This is a genomic window from Alteromonas sp. LMIT006 (assembly GCF_024300645.1).
Classification (GTDB): domain Bacteria; phylum Pseudomonadota; class Gammaproteobacteria; order Enterobacterales; family Alteromonadaceae; genus Opacimonas; species Opacimonas immobilis.
Map to the genome: position 1 here is coordinate 1,441,313 of NZ_CP101291.1, position 17,912 is coordinate 1,459,224.

General features: G+C 42.7%; 18 protein-coding genes, 1 tRNA gene and 1 riboswitch. Of the genes, 15 read left to right on the forward strand and 4 right to left on the reverse strand.

Annotated elements, in window-relative coordinates; all coding sequences use genetic code 11:
* The first annotated feature begins 1 nt into the window (after position 1).
* From NLG07_RS06785 to NLG07_RS06805, 5 genes are read left to right on the forward strand one after another with little or no spacing between them, the layout of a single operon-like run.
* Positions 2-1,360, forward strand: a complete 1,359-nt coding sequence (locus tag NLG07_RS06785; RefSeq protein ID WP_254854725.1) for a MotA/TolQ/ExbB proton channel family protein — start codon at positions 2-4, stop codon at positions 1,358-1,360.
* Position 1,361: 1 nt separating this feature from the next.
* Positions 1,362-1,886 carry a MotA/TolQ/ExbB proton channel family protein gene (locus NLG07_RS06790; protein WP_254854726.1) on the forward strand — a complete coding sequence of 175 codons (525 nt, stop codon included), beginning with the start codon at positions 1,362-1,364 and terminating at the stop codon, positions 1,884-1,886.
* Between the two features lie 11 nt (positions 1,887-1,897).
* Positions 1,898-2,296: a biopolymer transporter ExbD gene (locus tag NLG07_RS06795; protein WP_254854727.1), complete on the forward strand. Its 399-nt coding sequence runs from the start codon at positions 1,898-1,900 to the stop codon at positions 2,294-2,296.
* A 5-nt stretch (positions 2,297-2,301) separates the two neighbouring features.
* Positions 2,302-2,916 (forward strand): energy transducer TonB, encoded by a 615-nt coding sequence (locus NLG07_RS06800; protein ID WP_254854728.1) that lies wholly within the window; start codon positions 2,302-2,304, stop codon positions 2,914-2,916.
* On the forward strand, positions 2,913-4,208 hold the full coding sequence (locus NLG07_RS06805) for a lipopolysaccharide assembly protein LapB (RefSeq protein WP_254854729.1): 1,296 nt from the start codon (positions 2,913-2,915) through the stop codon (positions 4,206-4,208). Before NLG07_RS06800 ends, NLG07_RS06805 begins: the two co-directional genes overlap by 4 nt.
* 53 nt (positions 4,209-4,261) lie before the next feature.
* On the opposite strand, the gene NLG07_RS06810 is transcribed toward NLG07_RS06805, so the two are convergent.
* A complete protein-coding gene (locus NLG07_RS06810) occupies positions 4,262-6,229 on the reverse strand; it encodes a GNAT family N-acetyltransferase (RefSeq protein WP_254854730.1) in 1,968 nt (655 codons plus the stop codon).
* 34 nt (positions 6,230-6,263) lie between these two features.
* On the opposite strand from NLG07_RS06810, the gene NLG07_RS06815 reads away from it, so the two are divergent.
* The 6 genes from NLG07_RS06815 (at position 6,264) to rfaH (ending at position 12,206) form a co-directional block, all read left to right on the forward strand.
* Complete coding sequence (locus NLG07_RS06815; protein WP_254854731.1) at positions 6,264-7,985, forward strand: HAMP domain-containing sensor histidine kinase; 1,722 nt, start codon at positions 6,264-6,266, stop codon at positions 7,983-7,985.
* 57 nt (positions 7,986-8,042) lie between these two features.
* Positions 8,043-8,160: riboswitch (TPP riboswitch) on the forward strand.
* Positions 8,161-8,222: 62 nt separating this feature from the next.
* Positions 8,223-10,283 carry a TonB-dependent receptor gene (locus NLG07_RS06820; protein ID WP_254854732.1) on the forward strand — a complete coding sequence of 687 codons (2,061 nt, stop codon included), beginning with the start codon at positions 8,223-8,225 and terminating at the stop codon, positions 10,281-10,283.
* Positions 10,283-10,846, forward strand: coding sequence for a nicotinamide riboside transporter PnuC (gene pnuC, locus NLG07_RS06825; protein ID WP_254854733.1), 564 nt, complete (start codon positions 10,283-10,285; stop codon positions 10,844-10,846). Before NLG07_RS06820 ends, pnuC begins: the two co-directional genes overlap by 1 nt.
* Positions 10,819-11,526, forward strand: a complete 708-nt coding sequence (locus tag NLG07_RS06830; RefSeq protein WP_254854734.1) for a phosphotransferase — start codon at positions 10,819-10,821, stop codon at positions 11,524-11,526. The genes pnuC and NLG07_RS06830 overlap by 28 nt, the downstream gene beginning before the upstream one ends.
* Before the next feature lie 44 nt (positions 11,527-11,570).
* Positions 11,571-11,647, forward strand: a tRNA-Trp gene (locus NLG07_RS06835).
* 22 nt (positions 11,648-11,669) lie between these two features.
* Positions 11,670-12,206, forward strand: a complete 537-nt coding sequence (gene rfaH / locus NLG07_RS06840; protein ID WP_254854735.1) for a transcription/translation regulatory transformer protein RfaH — start codon at positions 11,670-11,672, stop codon at positions 12,204-12,206.
* 61 nt (positions 12,207-12,267) lie between these two features.
* Here rfaH and NLG07_RS06845 read toward each other — a convergent pair whose 3' ends face one another.
* Positions 12,268-13,056 carry a class II glutamine amidotransferase gene (locus tag NLG07_RS06845; protein WP_254854736.1) on the reverse strand — a complete coding sequence of 263 codons (789 nt, stop codon included), beginning with the start codon at positions 13,054-13,056 and terminating at the stop codon, positions 12,268-12,270.
* Positions 13,057-13,238: 182 nt separating this feature from the next.
* Here NLG07_RS06845 and NLG07_RS06850 point away from each other — a divergent pair, with 182 nt between their 5' ends.
* A complete protein-coding gene (locus NLG07_RS06850; RefSeq protein ID WP_254854737.1) occupies positions 13,239-13,964 on the forward strand; it encodes an SDR family NAD(P)-dependent oxidoreductase in 726 nt (241 codons plus the stop codon).
* Positions 13,961-14,767 carry an amidohydrolase gene (locus NLG07_RS06855; protein ID WP_254854738.1) on the forward strand — a complete coding sequence of 269 codons (807 nt, stop codon included), beginning with the start codon at positions 13,961-13,963 and terminating at the stop codon, positions 14,765-14,767. The genes NLG07_RS06850 and NLG07_RS06855 overlap by 4 nt, the downstream gene beginning before the upstream one ends.
* A 16-nt stretch (positions 14,768-14,783) precedes the next feature.
* Here NLG07_RS06855 and NLG07_RS06860 read toward each other — a convergent pair whose 3' ends face one another.
* Positions 14,784-15,959, reverse strand: a complete 1,176-nt coding sequence (locus NLG07_RS06860) for a mandelate racemase/muconate lactonizing enzyme family protein (RefSeq protein WP_254854739.1) — start codon at positions 15,957-15,959, stop codon at positions 14,784-14,786.
* Between the two features lie 22 nt (positions 15,960-15,981).
* Positions 15,982-16,752, reverse strand: a complete 771-nt coding sequence (locus tag NLG07_RS06865; protein ID WP_254856830.1) for a class II aldolase/adducin family protein — start codon at positions 16,750-16,752, stop codon at positions 15,982-15,984.
* A gap of 66 nt (positions 16,753-16,818) precedes the next feature.
* Here NLG07_RS06865 and NLG07_RS06870 point away from each other — a divergent pair, with 66 nt between their 5' ends.
* On the forward strand, positions 16,819-17,274 hold the full coding sequence (locus NLG07_RS06870) for a GNAT family N-acetyltransferase (protein ID WP_254854740.1): 456 nt from the start codon (positions 16,819-16,821) through the stop codon (positions 17,272-17,274).
* A 1-nt stretch (position 17,275) separates the two neighbouring features.
* Positions 17,276-17,881 carry a hypothetical protein gene (locus NLG07_RS06875; RefSeq protein WP_254854741.1) on the forward strand — a complete coding sequence of 202 codons (606 nt, stop codon included), beginning with the start codon at positions 17,276-17,278 and terminating at the stop codon, positions 17,879-17,881.
* The last annotated feature ends 31 nt before the right edge of the window (positions 17,882-17,912 follow it).

Here is a 17,912-nt window from a genome sequence, read left to right on the forward strand (position 1 = left end):
AATGAGAACAATAATTAAATCACTAATTACCGTTGCGTCTGTTGCTGCATTGTCGTTTGGCGCTCAAGCACAACAAGCACAAACACTTGAACAATTACTCGAGCAAGTAAAACAAAACCGCGTGTCAGAAGCCCGTCAAAACACTGCACGCGAAAAAGAATTTTTATCAGCACGTGCTGATAAACAAGCTCTGTTAAACAAAGCTCAACGTGAGTTGAAAGCTGAACAGGACCGTGGTGATCGCTTAGCTAAGCGCTTTGCTGACAATGAAACGACCCTAGCAGAAAAAGCCGTTGAGCTAGACCAAGCTGTCGGTACTCTTGGCGAAATGTTTGGTGTAGTTCGTCAAGCGTCTTCTGAAGCGTTTGGTCGTATTTCTACCTCAATCGTATCTGCTCAGTATCCAGGTCGTGATACATTCCTAGCGCGTATGGCTGAAGAATCGAAAGGACTTCCAAACATTCGTGAACTAGAAGACCTTTGGTTTGCACTCCAAACCGAAATGACTGAGTCTGGCCGCGTAGTTAAATTCAATGCTGACGTAGTCAGTCTAGATGGTGGTGTACAGCAACAAGAAGTCGTTCGTGTTGGTACGTTTAACTTAATTGGTGAGCAAGGCTACTTGGTCTATGACGATGTAAATAACCAAATCATTCCATTAGGTCGTCAACCAGACGGTCACGTAGTTTCTTCTGCTACTGACTTGCGCGAAGCCACTTCAGGTTTGATTCCAACGTTTGTTGACCCAGCGCGTGGGCAAATCCTAGGCCTATTAAAAGAAAAAGCAACTTTATCAGAGCGCTATCACGCGGGTGGTATCGTTGGTTACATCATTACTGCAATGTTAGCGGTTGGTCTTTTGATTGCGGTTTACAAGCTAGTGACTTTATTCTTGATTGGTAACAAGATGAAAGCTCAGTTGAAAAACATCAACAATCCTTCAGATGCTAATCCTCTAGGTCGTATTTTGAATGTGTATGCTCAGAACAAAAACACGGACGCTGAGAACTTAGAATTGAAGTTGGATGAAGCTATCTTAAAAGAATTGCCAAGCATTGAGGCCGGTATCAATATCATTAAGATCTTCGCGGCAATTGCGCCTCTGCTTGGTCTTCTCGGTACAGTACTAGGTATGATCGCGACTTTCCAACAAATTACATTGTTTGGTACTGGCGACCCTCGTATTATGGCCGGCTCAATTTCAATGGCACTTGTTACTACTGCTCAAGGTATTATTGCAGCATTACCATTGATTCTTGCTCACAGTATCGTTGCAGCTCGCTCTAAGTCGATTGTTCATATCTTAGATGAACAAACTGCAGGTATCGTTGCAGCTCACACAGAGTCGGAGAAAGCATAATATGTTATACCTGATTGGATTATGGGAATCGGTCAGGGACTTTATCGCTACCGGCGGTGACGTTTTGTATTTCGTTGCTGCCGCGCTCTTCCTCATGTGGGTTTTAATGATAGAGCGTTATTGGTATTTGACATCGGTATTCCCGAAGGTGAAGCAACAAATCATCGACGATTGGAATGCCCGTGCAGATACGACCTCATGGTATGCGCATAGAATCCGTGACGCATGGATTTCACAAGCATCAGATGCACTGAATGCGCGAATGTTAATTATTCGTACATTGGTGGCCATGTGTCCGCTCATTGGTCTTCTCGGAACAGTTACAGGTATGATTACTGTTTTCGAAACCATGGCGACACAGGGTACTGGTAATGCACGATTGATGGCCGCAGGTATTTCCATGGCAACTATTCCGACCATGGCTGGTATGGTTGCTGCACTGTCAGGGTTATTCGTCAGCTCTCGCTTAGAATCAAAAGCGAAGTATGCACGCGAATCGCTCATTGACAGCCTGCCTCATCATTAAGAGAGGACATTATGAGTCGTAAACAAAGAGTTGAAGAAGAAGATGCAGCGATCGATATGACACCGATGCTAGACATTGTGTTCATCATGCTGATTTTCTTCATCGTCACCACTGTATTCGTCAAAGAAGCGGGTATCGAGGTGAACAAACCGGAAGCTAGCGAAGCATTTCGTCCTAAAAACGCCAATATTTTTATTGCGGTGACTGAAGACGGTGATGTTTGGCTAGACAAGCGCCAAGTTGATCCTGATTCAATTCGCGCAAACGTAGAACGCCTATTAACAGAGCAGCCGACTGATTACGTCATCATACAAGCTGATGTGAAGGCGAAACACGGTTTGGTGGTTAAGATAATGGACCAAGTAAAAGACGCAGGGATTGATAAAATTTCTGTCGCATCGAGGAGTTAATTAGTATGGTTAGATTAATACTTTCTATATTACTTGGCGCTGTCGTTGCATTTACTTTGTTTGTTGTTATGGCAAAGTTAATCGAAAACACCAATCGCCCAGCGGAAGAGGTTCCACCTACGCCGGTGATTGATATTGTCATGGACGATGTGGAAGAGGATACCAATACGCGTAATCGTGTACCACCTCCGCCACCGCCACCACCTCAGCAACCGCCCAAGATGCAGCCAACTGAGCCTGAAGAAATTGAACCTGATGCCAATGGTTTCAGTTTGAATGTACCAGGTATTGATACCGGCGGCATGAATGTAAGTTTAGGTGGTGTTGGAGCAATGCGTCGTGATGGTGAAGCGACTCCGATCGTACGTATTGAGCCAAAATATCCAGTACAGGCTGCTCGTGATGGCAAAGAAGGATGGGTTCGCTTATCTTTTACCATCAATGAAGTAGGTGGTGTTGAAGATGTTGACGTGATTGAAGCCGATCCAAAGCGTATTTTTGACCGTGAGGCGAAACGCGCTTTGCGCAAGTGGAAATACAAACCTAAGATTGTTGATGGCAAGCCGGTTAAACAACCAGGTATGCGTGTTCAGTTAGACTTTACATTGGATAAATCATGATGCAGAAACTATTAAAATTTTCAGTAGTTGCAGCCACTATGAGCCTTTCAATGGGGGTGTCTTCATTCGCGCTTGCGCAAGAAGATAAAGCTGCTAGTCCACCGCCACCTCCAGCGCTTCCAGTAGAGTGTCCAGGCTACAAGCCTGGTACTACGCAAATTGTTGGTGAGCGCGCGGGTAAACGCGTAGCCAGAGCTTTTGAAGCTTACAACAATGATTTAATTGATGAAGCTTTAGAAATTCTTATTGAGATTGATCCTTCTGATTCATTTGATGCTGCTTATGTAAACCGTTTTATCGGTAACATCATGGCAACCATTGATGGTCGTGGTCAAGAATCAAAGGGCTATTTGGTAAAAGCAGTTCAACAAAAAGAACTAAACGATTCTGAACATGCTGGTACCTTGCGCTTACTAGGCGACTTGTCTTTGCAAGAAAAAGACTATCAAGACGCGATCAACTGGTACAATAAATGGATGGATTTTACGTGTAAACAAGATCCAGACATTTATACTCGAATTGCTCAGGCTTACTACGAGCTTAAACAACTCGATAAAATCATTGCACCAGCAGATAAAGCCATTGCCTTATATAAAGAGCCTAACAAAAACCCGTATGTGTTGAAGTTGACCTCTTATTACGAGCGCAAGTTATATCCTGATACAGTTAAAGTGGCAGAGGAGTTAGTTCGCCAATTTCCTGATAACAAACAATGGTGGTCACAGCTTGGTTTCTTCTATATGTTAGTGGAAGATTACAAGCGTGCCTTATCAACGTTTGAAATGGCTTATGCACAAGGGTACTTAACTAAAGTTTCAGAAATCAAAGCTTTGGCTCAATTATATTCAACTAGTGATATTCCGCACAAAGCGGCTCTAATCCTTGAGAAGTATATCGAGTCAGGTTTAATTGAAAAGACTGAAACGAACTACTCACAGTTGGCTAATGCGTTCCATTCAGCTAAGTATCATGCGACGGCTGCAAAATACTACGGTATTGCTGCAGCAATCAACAATGATGCTGATTTGTGGCGCAAGCAAGGTGTTCTGTTGCTAGCTGCTGAAGATTACAAGGGCGCTGTTGTTGCTCTAGAAAAATCATTAGAAGCGGGCCCTGAAGATGAAGGCCGTGTGCAATTTGCGTTGATGGAAGCTAACTTCTATCAAAACAAGTTCCGCACAGCATATAAGCATGCGCTTGAAGCGAAGAAATTCCCTTCAGTTCGTCGTAATGCTAATGCATGGTCACCATACATCAAAGATAAAGCAAAGAATCGAGGTATTAAGATTTAATATCTGATTTCCTAAGTTAGTAAAAAGCTGGTCTCATTGAGTCCAGCTTTTTTTTATATTTCTGATTTGATTCGTTTAACAAGTTCAGCCTTGCCATGGCAACCTATTTTTTGGTAACGCTGCTCTGTTGTTAGATCCTGATTGTCATACCAAGTTGATAATGTCTTACTTTTAATACCACCCATTAAATGTAAGCCCATCAATGCGTAATCGGCGTTATCAAAATGCCTTTTGCCCATTTTGAAGTCGTCCAGCATAGCCATGAGAACGTCTTTGTGTTTGCCAAGCCTAGCCAACAGTTTGCTACCCAGAGTTTTAGAATTCGCCCACTGTCCTTGCAGTGCAATGAGCGCATCTAGATCATGAAGCAGTTGTTGATCGTGCCTATGCATGACCATGACATTTTGCATGCCCGAAGCGGTATTAGCTTGCCTACCATATCGTATGACTGCAAAGCCATTACGTTGCCAAAAATGTTGAGTGTGTTTTTGTAAAGAAAAAGAGCTGGTCACTTTAATGTTATCTTTGCGAGCACGGTTTAACAAATCTTGTACCAATTGTGAACCAATACCTTGTCTTCGTTTATCATGTGTTACTGCGATACGATTGATGCGCCAATGGGTCTGTTCGAGTATGCCTTGGGCTCGGTAAGTGTGCGCAAGTAGTTGTAGTCCCAGATGTCCTTGCACTCGTCTTGTGCCAGACATGATCCGCTCTTTAAGTGCATCACTTTCTGCCACAAGGTTTTCTTCAAAATATAGTAAAACGCCATTAATCCGTGATTTTTCAACATGCACGAGACAATGAGTATTCGGACAATCAAACAATCGTTGTAAATCATCTGGACGTGTTTGGTAGTGGGCTTCACTTAATAGTGAATAACAGGAAAGTAATACATCAGAGTCCTTTTTTATCTGATGAATGCCATCATTAAGTGAGACAGTGTTTTGGGTTTCTAGCGCTAAGGCTGATTCAATTGGACAGGGGATTTGAAAACGAAATGCAGTTGTTAGCTGAATAAGATGATAAGAGGATAATTGATCTACAAATATTCTTTTAAATCCTTGGCCAGTTCCTTCATAGCCATGTGTTGTTGTACTGTACACTTTTGCACCTTGTAGTGCTTGTATTTTTTTAAGTACTAAAAGACTGAAAGATGCTGCTTCATCTACTAGAATTACATCCCATAGATTGTGTATCAGCGAATTATCTGGAGAAGTAAGCGCAAGCTCTCCAGTGGCGATAGATGTGCACCTATTTCTTGGAATAGTTTGTTTGGCAAAGTGCTCAAGCGTCGTTTTGAGAACGTCAATGTTATTGTGATGTTGTTGTATACATAGCACCTTATTTCCAGAGTGTAAAAGCTGAAATGCGAGTCGAGCAAGCAAATGAGACTTGCCTCGTCCTCGTTGTGCCATGACCACTACATTTTTGTCCTTTTCGTTAGAGCATTCTAGATGGTCGACAATAGATTGCAGTGCGCTAGTTTGTTCTTGTATTGCAATATTAATTTGTTCTAAAAATTGTTTATTACTATGTACTTCTGCGACGTTATCCGACTTCGAAACATCAATGTCATAATTTGGAAAAATAGACGCTATGTGCTGTTTGAGACAGTCCCACAACGATGAACAAACCAGTGATTGATTAAGTGGATAACTCAGAGAAATGCCTGTGTATGTTGTATTCGGTTCAATAATACATAATTTGCCATGTGCTTTAACGGTACCGCTAACCGCTAGAAGGGACTGAAATCGAAAACCAGAAACACCTGTCATATCAAAAATAACAAGATCAAACTCTTGTCCAAGCGCTTGCGTGTAATGCTTAGGAGAAAGGGAGGTCGTACAATATGCAGCCAAATCCTGATGGTCACCAAGGTAAAAAACACACGCCGAATGATGACCCCTTGTTTGAAGATGTACATATTCACGGATCTTTGAATAATCCGAAAAAATAATAATTTGTCTAGACACGCGCTTTTCTTTATTCTGTTCAGTATGCAAATATATCAAAGCCATTGTGGATTTTCGAGCCAATAGTCATTGCCGTTACATGAATAAAACCAATAGCTCAAGTAGAACACTAAAAAAGCTTCGCTTAGCCCGCAATATTAGTATTGCCATACTGTATGTATTTTTATGTTTTGTTGTGATTCGTAATGAAATCTTGCATATTGAATCTCAGCTAGATGTTGAACAAAAACATTTTGTGAATCAAGTTGAGACGTTTGAAACGTCAATCATTCAAGTTATTGATAGTTTTTCGGCATTTATTGCTCAGACACCGTCCCCAAGTTCACTCCAAAAACACGATTTTGCCAATCGTTTAATCACAACATATCCATATATTTATATGATTGGGCAAATTGAAACACTTGACGAGTCCAGAATAGCGTCAATGTTATCGCCAACATTTCAATTAAAACAGATAACGGTTTCAGATAATGGCAAACTGTTATTAAAGCCAAAGCACCCAGATGAATTAAATTACGTGATTACTTGGGTGCACCCTGATGTAAGCCCAGTCAACAGTGTTATAGGGCTTGATGTCTCAAACGTTCAAAAATTACAGCCTTTATTTGCATCAGCACGCAACTATAAGCAGACACAAATAGGAGAGCCAATAACCCGAGATACATTAACCATGGAAACATTTGAAATGATCCAGGGGGGGTATGCTTTCTCGATTAACCAAGTTTCAAAGTATGTATCTAACACCGATGATATAGATAATGCTTTGTTGTCAACAATATTGTTTGAACACAAAATGCTTGTTTCGCATTTGCAGGAGTTCTTGCCAAATATCAACATGCAAGTCACGATTGATTACTTGGATCAGGCACTTGTGTATGGCAGTCCTGAGATTGTTGATAACTCCATAATGACGATTCAAAAACGGTTTGATGTTTCCCTGTTTGATTCAAAATTAAACATTGTGCTTGAACAATCAATACAGTATGAAGCCCTAAATTTAGAGCTCATTGGCCTTATGACGGTTTATTTGATCTTAAATCTTATTGTATTTGAAAAGTTACATAACAATGTGGTTAGAAAACACAGTTATTTGCAAACGGTGAACTCAAAGCTTCGCGAAAACATCAAAAACCGCTCGGATTTATTTGGTTTCATAGCACATGAACTTAAAACACCTCTGACCCTCATCTCATCGCCGACTCAGCAGCTTTTATCAGATGACAGTGTCGATCCTGATATACGTGAAAATTTACAGGTTATTCAGCGCAACACGCAGCGTATTCAAAGTATCATCGATCGGATTTTGACTATTAAACAGTTTCAGTCTAGAGATTTGGCCCCCGAGAAAATCAATATGGTCAAAGAGTTAAATGCCATTATTGCTCGTTATAGGCCTTTACTGGATAGAAAAAACTTAGATTTTGTACTGCAAGGTAATCAGTATGACTTGATTTCTTTAGTAGAAGATTTAGCCTCATATCAAATTGTGTTGGAAAACCTATTCAGTAACGCCGCGAAATATACCACCGCGAATGGTATTGTGATCGTTGATTGGTATTGTCACGACGGTTTTTTCCAAATCGATGTGCGAAATTCTTGTCCATTGATGAATGATGAAGAGCGCAGTAAGTTGTTTACTAAATACGTTCGTTCACATGATAGCGAGCAAGAAGGTGTTGGTCTTGGTCTGGGCTTAGTCAGAGAAATTTGTGAGAAAAATCAATGGATATTAAATTGTAAAAGCATCATTATCGAAAACGAGCCATTTATAGAATTTAATATTTCGATTCCTATGCGTTAAACCACCCACTTTCTTTTTTAAGATAGCTTGAATTCTGATGTATTCATTGCTATCTTCCTGCCTGCCAAGGGGTGCTTTACCTGAATGTTAGTGTTCAGGCTAAGGCTGAGATCACATGAAACCCTTACACCTGATCCGGATAATGCCGGCGTAGGAATTGGTTGAGACCTATCTAATTTAACCTTCCGAAACCGGATCCGTTTGTTATTAATACATTTAACATAATGAGATCCAATAATGAAAAACACCTTTTTATCTTTAGCCCTCATATCTGCTATTGCCAGTCATGCTCTGGTGTTTGCTACCGAGGACAATTTGGTTGAAAAAATCGAAACCATCACCGTAAATGGCGACTTCTCTGCATTAGCTTTGTCAGAACTATCTCAGAGCGCATCCGTGATTGATGCATCGACTTTACAGACGCGACAGGCTTTTCACAGTGAAGATATCTTGTCCGGTATTGCCAATGTTAATTTGAGCTCTGGCGCCTCACGGGCTCGTTTTATTCAAATTCGAGGCATTGGTGAACGCAGTCAATTTGCTGAGCCGATTAATCCATCCGTTGGAATGATGCTGGACGGTCTTGATATAAGTGGTTTGGGCGCGTTAGCTACGATATTTGACGTAGCGCAGGTTGAGGTTTTACGTGGGCCTCAGGCAACCGCTCATGGTGCTAATGGCCTTGCTGGCGTGGTAAATTTCGTGTCGATTGCCCCATCTGCAGAGCCACAAGGTTATGTCCGTTTAGGCTTGGCTCAAGACGATACATTATTGGTTGCGGCAGCATATTCGCAAGGGTTATCTGAATCTCTGAATGCTCGAGTTGCGTTTCAGCAATATCAAAGTAATGGCTTTGTCAAAAACGCCTATTTACAGCGCGATGATACTGATGACATCAAAGAAACTAATGCCCGTCTAGCCTTTCACTACCAATCCTCAACACAGCAAGCATTCACTCTGAATCTGTTTCACGGTTACGTCAATAATGGCTATGACGCCTTTTCATTGGATAACGATAATGTTTCTCGAGCTGATGAACCAGGGCATGACCGGCTCAAAGGGGAAGGGATTACTTTATCGAGTATGACGGATTTTGATTGGGGAACACTCACACTAAGTGGCGCTGCTCTTTCTTCAAATAGTTTATATAGCTATGATGAGGATTGGACCTATGTTGGCTTTCACCCTTGGGAATACAGTTCAGTTGATGCCTACTATAGAGATCGAGACAATCGTTCCTTGGCGGTGATTGCGCGTTCAGAACAAGATCTGGAACAAGCCCATTGGACCTTGGGGGTTCAATATAAAGCCAGTGATGAAAATTTACTGAGAGAGTATACTTATGCAGACAATGATTTTACGAGTCGCTATGACCCAGAAACAACCGCATTATTCGGTCAATATAACTATCCACTAGCGAACAATTTGTTGGCTGAAGCGGGTGTGCGTCTAGAACGATTCACTGCTGAATACCATGACAATTCTGGTTTTTCCGAACAGCAATCGGAAACGTTGCTCGGGGGTAAAATTGGACTGAGCTATCGTCAACCTGGCTTAACCTATTATGGCAGCATTAGCCGTGGATATAAAGCCGGTGGGTTTAACCCAAGTGAAGCAGTGAGTAACGCGCAAAGAACTTATGATGCGGAATACAACTGGAATTATGAATTGGGTGTCAAGTATCAAACTAAGCAACTATCGTCTCGCTTAGCTATTTTCCAAATGGTACGTAAAAATACACAAATCAGTGATTTTGCGGTGGTTCAAGGCCCAGATAATTCTGTACAATTTATCGATATTATTGATAACGCTGACAATGGCACCAATCGTGGCGTAGAGTTAGAAGTTCGTTGGCAGCCAGACTCTCAGATTGAGTTTGGAGCAGATGTGGGTTATCTGGATGCGTATTTTAACGGTTTTACCCGAGCAGACGGTACGCAAGTTACCAAGCAACAACAAGCGCAATCACCCCGCGGCAGTTTTCATTTTTTTGCTAATTTAGGTTTGTCTGAAACGTGGCAAGGATACCTAGTCGTGGAAGGTAAATCATCTCATCGTTTCAGCGACGGGCATGATGAAATTAATCCAGCTTATGTGTTGACCCATTTAACATTGACCAAAGATGTCGGGCCATACACCATCAGTTTCTGGGGAAAAAATCTCTTTGATACACAATACTACACCAGAGGTTTTGGTGGATTTTCAAATGACCCTAGAGATTACTATGCGCAACCTGAGCCATACTATCAATTCGGTAATGGTCGTCGTTTTGGTGTGAACTTCAACCTGGAATTCTAATGGTAGAATTATTGTCCATCTCTTGGCTCGAAGCCGTCGCAGCATTATTAGGTATACTTTATATTTATGCGGTGAGCCAAGAGTGGCCAATTGCTTGGCCAGCAGCCTTTGTGAGTACGGCACTTTATACCTATGTATTTGGGGATTCTACCTTGTGGTACAGTGCTGGGTTAAATGTGTATTACATGGGTATGGCGGTATATGGTTATTGGCAATGGACATATGGGAACAAAGCACAAATTGGAGACATTTCTAGTCGCTCCTCGCAATGGCATGTTACTTATGTCGTAACGGGGTTGGCGATAGTTTGTACCTTGGTCTTTTGGTCAGAACAGGCTTGGTTGGACTGGGCAACATTAGATGCGTTGATTATGGTATTCTCCGTCATGACGACGGTGTTAGTGGCACACAAATACCTCTCTAATTGGGTGTATTGGATGATAATTAATACTCTAGCCATGCTCCTATATTGGCAATATGCCTTGTGGTTTACCGTTGGTTTGTATTTTGTGTATCTGGTATTTTCAGTTTTTGGATGGCGACAGTGGCGCAAGCGTGCTTAGACATTTTACGTCAAATAACTCACCAGCAACCTGATGCTAAACACATATCGAGTGTTCAGTTAGACGGTACTCATCAAAATTATTGCTATCATTGGGGCGATGAGAAGTTTTTGGTCAAAATACTTCGACCTCATGCTGGAGAGCTTTTTTCGTGGGATTCTCATTGGCGTTTACAATCTTTATTGGCCGTTCATGGAATCGCCCCTAATGTGTATCATTTTGAACAGGATATCTGGGTAGAGCAGTGGATATCTAATGCTAATTGTTCTACTGATGATATTTTAGAAACTGCGCGTGCAATGGCTCGAATGCATCACATACCATTATTTGGGCGTGACGCAAGTTGTGCCAAATGGTACCCAAAATTGAGTGAAAAACTCCCCGAGTGTTGGCAAAACGATCGGGTATTTGGTCACAATGATTTACAAACGACACATATCATTGCTCAGAAAGTGGTTGATTGGGAATATGCTGGGACGACGGAAAGGGCTTATGATATCGCAAATTGTGTTGTCATAAATGGTTGGTCATCCGCGCAGCAGAATGCATTTTTGACGCATTATTGCGCACTAATATCTCCCTTGAACTATGAATTAGCCAGTGCGGTAAATGCCTACATACCCATCGTTCGAGAGATAAATTCACAATGGGTGAGCAAATTTTCTAACCCGACCATTTAAAGCTTTACCTTTAGTTTAACCCTTGTATAATGCACATCCGTTGTAGGGGCGTAGTTCCAATTGGTAGAACAGCGGTCTCCAAAACCGATGGTTGGGGGTTCGAATCCCTCCGCCCCTGCCAACTTTCTTCGAGGTAAACCAAGATGCAAGATAACGAAGAATCCAAAGATTTGTTTCCGACAGGCAAATACTGGTTCTTGTTGTATTGCAAAGGCAAAGAAGAAGAACGTGCAGTTATGCACCTCAACAATCAAGGCGTAGATGCCTTCTATCCTAAAGCTCAAATCGAAAAGATCGTTCGCGGTAAGCGAACTCAAGTCATCGAAGCTTTGTTTCCTAATTACGTTTTTGCAAAACTTGATTATGAACAACACAATTTTACTGCGATCCGTTCCACTCGTGGCGTGATTGGGTTTGTCCGTCGTGGTAAAGAGCCACAGCTGGTACCAGAATTATTGGTGACTCAATTTAAGACATTGCATGATGTGGCTCAGGTTAAAGATAAAAATTTACCTAAGCAGGGCGATATCGTATTGATTAATCATCCACAATACAACAATGTGCGAGCGATTTATCAAGAAGCTAAGGGTGACGCGCGTGCAGTGCTGTTGCTTGAGCTGATCAACAAACCAGTCGAAGTGATTTTCGACAACACAGACTTCAAAAAAGTTGACGCCTAGCTATTCATCAAAGTTTAGCGAGAAAATCCCGTATCAGAGCGTAGCGATGTCGCGGGGTAGTTCACTTAACGTATCGAATAGTCATTTCGCCATTTTCCCAAACCAACATCTCTTTGGGGTGCATTTTAGTCCATGTTTCATTGGTGGTTAAGGGTTCGGTGGCTAAAACGGTCACAACGTCATTAGGCGTGGTTTCTTCGGCAAAGTCAACGGTCACTGCAATATCTTTCAACAAAGCTGGCCCAAATGGTGCGCGACGCGTGATCCAATGTAGATTGTTTGAGCAATGTGACACCAGACTATGACCGTCAGAAAGCATAAAATTACACACGCCACTCGCATGCAGAGTATGTGATAATTCGTATACATAGTCCCATATTACACGAGCATTTTGTGGTTTTTGGTCGCCAAATTTTTCGGCTATACAGCCGAGTAACCAGCAAAAAATGAATTCACTATCCGTTGTTCCCACAGGGGTATAGCGGTTGGATAAAGTCAATTTGTCAAAGATCTCTTCAAGTTGACCATTATGCGCAAATGTCCATGTTTCGCCCCATAGTTCTCGGCTAAATGGATGGGTGTTTTCTAATACTAATGCCCCAACATTAGCTTGACGGATGTGACCAATGACGACATCACTTTTGATGGATTGTTGTTTTAGAAAGGCGGCTACATCGCAATCGGAACCGGCGGTGAGATCGCGAAAGGTTTGTGTGCCTTTGCCACGATAGAAAGTGATCCCCCAGCCATCTTTATGCACATCGGTTCTCCCTGCACGCTCGACTAATCCTGTAAAACTAAAACAAGCATCTGTAGGCACATTCGCCGACATCCCCATTAATTGACACATACATCACCTCAAATACAATGATTGGATATATTACCAAGGAATATTAAAAGATTAACGTTTTAATTTCGACGCCGATATAAAATAATTAATAAAGGATTGTTTTATATTCCAAATCAAGCTTAACATTTAAGCCTTCTAGGAGTATCGTTAACGACACCATACTTTAAAAAATAATAACGAACATGTCTAACACGATCATTTTAACTGGTGGTAGCTCTGGCATCGGTTTGGCCATGGCCAAGCGGTTTGTCAGTGATGGTTATCACGTATGTAATTTGGATATCCAGCCTTCAGCCCTTGGTGATCATTACCCGTGCGATATGCGTAACTTTACTCAAGTACAACAAATCGTGACTGATATTTGTGCTAAACATAGTGTCTACGCATTAGTGACTAACGCAGGGATTCATTTATCAGCCAACATAGAAGATACTGCTGAAGCCACGTTTGATGACTTATTTGCGCTGAATGTCAAAGGGGCTTACGCCGCAGTACAAGCAGTACTCCCCAGTTTAAAAGCGCGTCGTGATGGCGTAATTTTAGCGGTTGCATCGGACCAAGCCGTTGTCGCCAAATCCAATTCATTTGCCTATAACTTATCCAAACACGCTTTAGCCTCGCTGGTTAAAACCACTGCACTTGATTATGCATCTTATAATATCCGAGCCAATGCCCTTTGTCCTGGCACGATTGATACGCCCCTGTACCAAAGTGCCATTGCTAAGTACTGTTCGCATAGTGGCGCCGATGTTGCAGAGGTGCATCGGGAAGAAGCTGCGGAGCAACCCCTAAATCGACTTGGTACCGCAGAGGAAGTGGCCGGGTATGCGGCATTTCTGCTTTCAGACGAGGCGAGCTTTATTACAGGTTCTTTGGCAATGATGGACGGTGGATATACTGTGCGATGAACTTCATCGACCCACATATCCATCTTTGGGATACAGACCAAGGTGATTATCACTGGCTACACAACACGAATAATTTACCTTTGCACGTCAATGATTCAGCGATAACGTGTGAGGCTTATGTGCACGTTGAGGCGGGCTTTGATAATAATCAACCTTGGCGAGAACTGACCTGGCTTGAGTCTGTTGCAACCAAACCAATGCGGGCAGTGGCAACGCTTGATTTGACACTGTCCACTGCTTCATTCGTCGAAAGCTTGCGGCATTACGCAAAACATCCTTTTTGCGTAGGAGGTCGACATATTTTGGACAATGATGCGCTAGATTTATTGCACAACGCTCAAATACTCGACAATCTAGATACATTGGCGCAACATGGATACTTATTTGAGGCGCAATTTGATGTTGCCGATCAAGCGGTGGTTGCGCGAGTGTGTGAACTATTACTAGCGAACCCGGACTGGCAATGGGTCATCAATCATGCGGGCTATCCAGTGTTATCGGCAGTTGATCAAGAGCAGTGGCGCGTTGGAATCCATTGGCTATCTAAAATTCCCTCGTTAATGGTAAAGTGTTCTGGTTTTGAAATGCAAGAGAGAGATTTTGCTTGGGAAGATGCCCTGCGAGTGATTGACCATTGTATTACGAGTTTTGGTGAAAATCGCGTGATGCTGGCAAGTAACTATCCATTATTGACTTGGCGAATGTCTTATAATGAATATTGGGCGTATTTAACTCAGGCCTATGCCGATAGACCTGAGTTGTTTTATGACAATGCACAGCGCACGTATTTTGCCAACACTTAGTTAAGTTGGATTGAGCCTATTTCACTGTCACATGAGGAGAACGTTTCACTACCTCATCATTGAGTTCAATGCCAATCCCAGGTAAATCTGGCACCTTAAATGAGCCATTTTCTGGTTGATAATCTTGAATACACAGCTCGCGGTTCCAGTGCTTAATCGCATAGGTGTGGTGCTCGTGAATCAAGAAATTCGGGATCGCGGCCTCAAGCTGTAACGCCGCTGCCGTTGCCACAGGTCCACCGCACACATGCGCTTGGACGCGAATATCGTAGGTATCAGCGTAATCACAGACTTTTTTCGCTTCAGTAAAGCCACCGCTCAAGCCCACATCGGGTTGCAGTACATCAATACTTTGGTCCTCAAAGTACGGACGCACATCCCAGCGATGATACAATCGTTCACCACCGGCAATCGGGACCGTTAACTTGTCTGCAACCTTCTTGTGTACCGCAGAGTTGAGGTAATTCACCGGCTCTTCAAACATCATGCAGCCCACTTCTTCAATGACAGCTCCCATTTGAATCGCTGAAGCACAGCCCATTAGCGAGTGCGCTTCAAAGATAATATCGACATCATCACCGACTTCGCTGCGGATTGCTCTTAAACGGTCGCCAAACAGCTTCATTTGCTTAGGTGTAAACAGCTTGGTGCGGTCAAAGCTCGATTCGCCATGTTCATCATACACAATCGGATCTACTTTCACGGCATCATAGCCCTCGTCCATGGCTTTGCGAGCCGCGGCTGCATATTCTTCTGGGTGAATGAGTTTGGTGCATTCTTTATCCCAATCAAATTGTAACTGAGAGGCATAAGTGCGTAAATTATCGTTGGTCTTGCCGCCGAGTAGTTGATAGACCGGTACATTTAAAGCTTTACCTTTAATATCCCATAAAGCAGTGTCAATGGCTGACATGGCTGAATATAGAATTGGTCCGCCACCTAAGCCCCAAAAGCTTTCGCGTAGCATGCGTGACCATAGTGCTTCAGTCTTGAATGGGTCATAACCAATCAGCACCGCTTCTGCGATTTCTTTGATCATGGCTGCCGCTGCACTGTGTCCCCAGTCATAAGCAAGACCTGCTTCCCCCACACCATGAATACCTTCATCGGTATGAATACGCACAAAAATTGGGTTCCAAGGTGGACGGTCAGGGCAGTGTATATCGAATATCTCAACGTGGGTAATCTTCATTGGGTTCTCTTATATGTGTAAATTATTGATCAAAGTCGGGAAAAACCGCCTTGACTCGACGCAACATGGCTGGCCATGCTTTTTGTCCACCGGTCTGGCCTGTATGGACGATATTCGCTTGGGCTTTAATGTTAGGGACGATATGTTCTGGCAGGTAGATAAGCTCAGCACCAGATTGTTGCATTTTGAGCTGAATCTGACAGGCGCGGATTAAGTCATACATGTGCATAAACGCATCGCCAATCGTTTGTCCAACGGTTAAGGCACCATGATTGGGTAACAGCATAAAATTAGCATCGCCCAAATCCGCTTGCAGGCGCTTACATTCGCCCTCATCCACGGCAAGCCCTTCGTAATCATGGTATGACATAGATGCGAGCGCAAATGCCGCGTATTGGCTCAAAGGCAGCAATCCGTGTTTTTGTGAGGCCACCGCGATCGCATCGTCTTGGTGGATGTGAATCACACAGGTAGCGTCATCTCTTGCCGCATGCACCGCACTGTGAATAGTAAATCCAGCAGGGTTAATAGCAAAAGGACAATCCTCTTGGATAATATTGCCATCGATATCGATTTTGACCAAATTAGATGCATTGACTTCGCTAAACGTCAGGCCAAAAGGATTAATCAAAAAGTGCTCCGTCCCAGGGACTTTTGCGCTTACATGGGTATAAATTAAATCGTCCCATTGGTGTAGGACGAGTAATTTATAGCATGCTGCTAAGTCAATACGCATTTGCCATTCTTCAGGGCTAATCTTTCCAGCCAAATCGGGTGTTGGTATATCCATTATGGTGTTTTATCATTGCTTTGCATGCCGATATTGTTACACTGAGAACAAAAATTAACAATGCCGACTATGCTCAAATTCTCGCTTTTTTCCTTCAATCAGCTTGATAATCACATCCTGTACCGCTTGCTACAAATGCGCGCTGAAGTCTTTGTCGTAGAACAAACCTGTCCGTACCTGGATTTGGATGATAAAGATACTCACCCTGAAGTAGTACATTTATTGGGATATCAAGACGAGCACTGTGTTGCTTATGCGCGCTGTCTTCCCCCCGGATTAAGTTATGCATCGCCGAGTATCGGGCGAGTGTTAGTGACTGAACTAGCCAGAGGTAAAGGCTATGCATATACCTTGATGCAAGAAGCGATTGCACAATGCCAGCAACAATGGCCTGGACAGGGGATCACGATTGGGGCGCAAGTGTATCTGCAAGATTTTTATCAAAAATTAAACTTTTTACCAATTTCCGACGTCTATCTAGAGGATGACATTGAACACATCGATATGGTTTTACCAGGAGAATAAAATGAACCAATCAATTTTATTAGGTTTGCTCGTGTTAGCGTTACTTTCGCTTAAGGCAACAGCGCACGAGCACAAAAAAGAAGTAGAAAAAGAAGTCATGGTCAAAACATGGCACATGGCGGGTGACACTAAATTTGCTCCTCATGAGATGCCGCAAGCAGAAGGTACTGAAATTAAATACATGGATGGCGATAATGAACTGCATGTAAAATTAGCACCAGGCACAGAATTAACTGAAGAGGTGATTCGTCGTGCCTTTGGTGACTTACCGGAAGCTGAATTGAACCGTCTTGTGGCGGTATTAACCAAAGTGTCTTATCCAACGGATAAAGATATGCTGACGGACTCTCAAGGCATCATCGAAAAAGAAGTTGAATTTATGTTCATTGACGAACATGGCAATGAGCAAGAAATTGAAGTCAATAAGCAACACAAAATGATCGTCGTGGAAATTGACAAAGAAGGCGAAAAGGTTTCTGTCGAATCTTCGCGATACGAAACCTCTGAGGTCGAGCTGGATCTGGCAGATGCCATTATAGAGCTTATTCAAGCAGGTAAATTAGACGATGCGCAAAAGGCTCGCATCGCTAAAGCTTTGGCGCAATAATCAAACTCATAATTCATGTTAATTTTCTAAA

Bases quoted from the DNA above. Each gene is read 5' to 3' on its own strand.
- rfaH (WP_254854735.1), top strand. From the start codon at position 11,670: ATGCAAGATAACGAAGAATCCAAAGATTTGTTTCCGACAGGCAAATAC.
- pnuC (WP_254854733.1), top strand. From the start codon at position 10,283: ATGGTAGAATTATTGTCCATCTCTTGGCTCGAAGCCGTCGCAGCATTA.
- NLG07_RS06830 (WP_254854734.1), top strand. From the start codon at position 10,819: ATGGCGACAGTGGCGCAAGCGTGCTTAGACATTTTACGTCAAATAACT.
- NLG07_RS06805 (WP_254854729.1), top strand. From the start codon at position 2,913: ATGATGCAGAAACTATTAAAATTTTCAGTAGTTGCAGCCACTATGAGC.
- NLG07_RS06820 (WP_254854732.1), top strand. From the start codon at position 8,223: ATGAAAAACACCTTTTTATCTTTAGCCCTCATATCTGCTATTGCCAGT.
- NLG07_RS06790 (WP_254854726.1), top strand. From the start codon at position 1,362: ATGTTATACCTGATTGGATTATGGGAATCGGTCAGGGACTTTATCGCT.
- NLG07_RS06875 (WP_254854741.1), top strand. From the start codon at position 17,276: ATGAACCAATCAATTTTATTAGGTTTGCTCGTGTTAGCGTTACTTTCG.
- NLG07_RS06870 (WP_254854740.1), top strand. From the start codon at position 16,819: ATGCTCAAATTCTCGCTTTTTTCCTTCAATCAGCTTGATAATCACATC.
- NLG07_RS06845 (WP_254854736.1), bottom strand. From the start codon at position 13,056: ATGTGTCAATTAATGGGGATGTCGGCGAATGTGCCTACAGATGCTTGT.
- NLG07_RS06850 (WP_254854737.1), top strand. From the start codon at position 13,239: ATGTCTAACACGATCATTTTAACTGGTGGTAGCTCTGGCATCGGTTTG.
- NLG07_RS06800 (WP_254854728.1), top strand. From the start codon at position 2,302: ATGGTTAGATTAATACTTTCTATATTACTTGGCGCTGTCGTTGCATTT.
- NLG07_RS06815 (WP_254854731.1), top strand. From the start codon at position 6,264: ATGAATAAAACCAATAGCTCAAGTAGAACACTAAAAAAGCTTCGCTTA.
- NLG07_RS06795 (WP_254854727.1), top strand. From the start codon at position 1,898: ATGAGTCGTAAACAAAGAGTTGAAGAAGAAGATGCAGCGATCGATATG.
- NLG07_RS06855 (WP_254854738.1), top strand. From the start codon at position 13,961: ATGAACTTCATCGACCCACATATCCATCTTTGGGATACAGACCAAGGT.
- NLG07_RS06860 (WP_254854739.1), bottom strand. From the start codon at position 15,959: ATGAAGATTACCCACGTTGAGATATTCGATATACACTGCCCTGACCGT.
- NLG07_RS06810 (WP_254854730.1), bottom strand. From the start codon at position 6,229: ATGGCTTTGATATATTTGCATACTGAACAGAATAAAGAAAAGCGCGTG.
- NLG07_RS06785 (WP_254854725.1), top strand. From the start codon at position 2: ATGAGAACAATAATTAAATCACTAATTACCGTTGCGTCTGTTGCTGCA.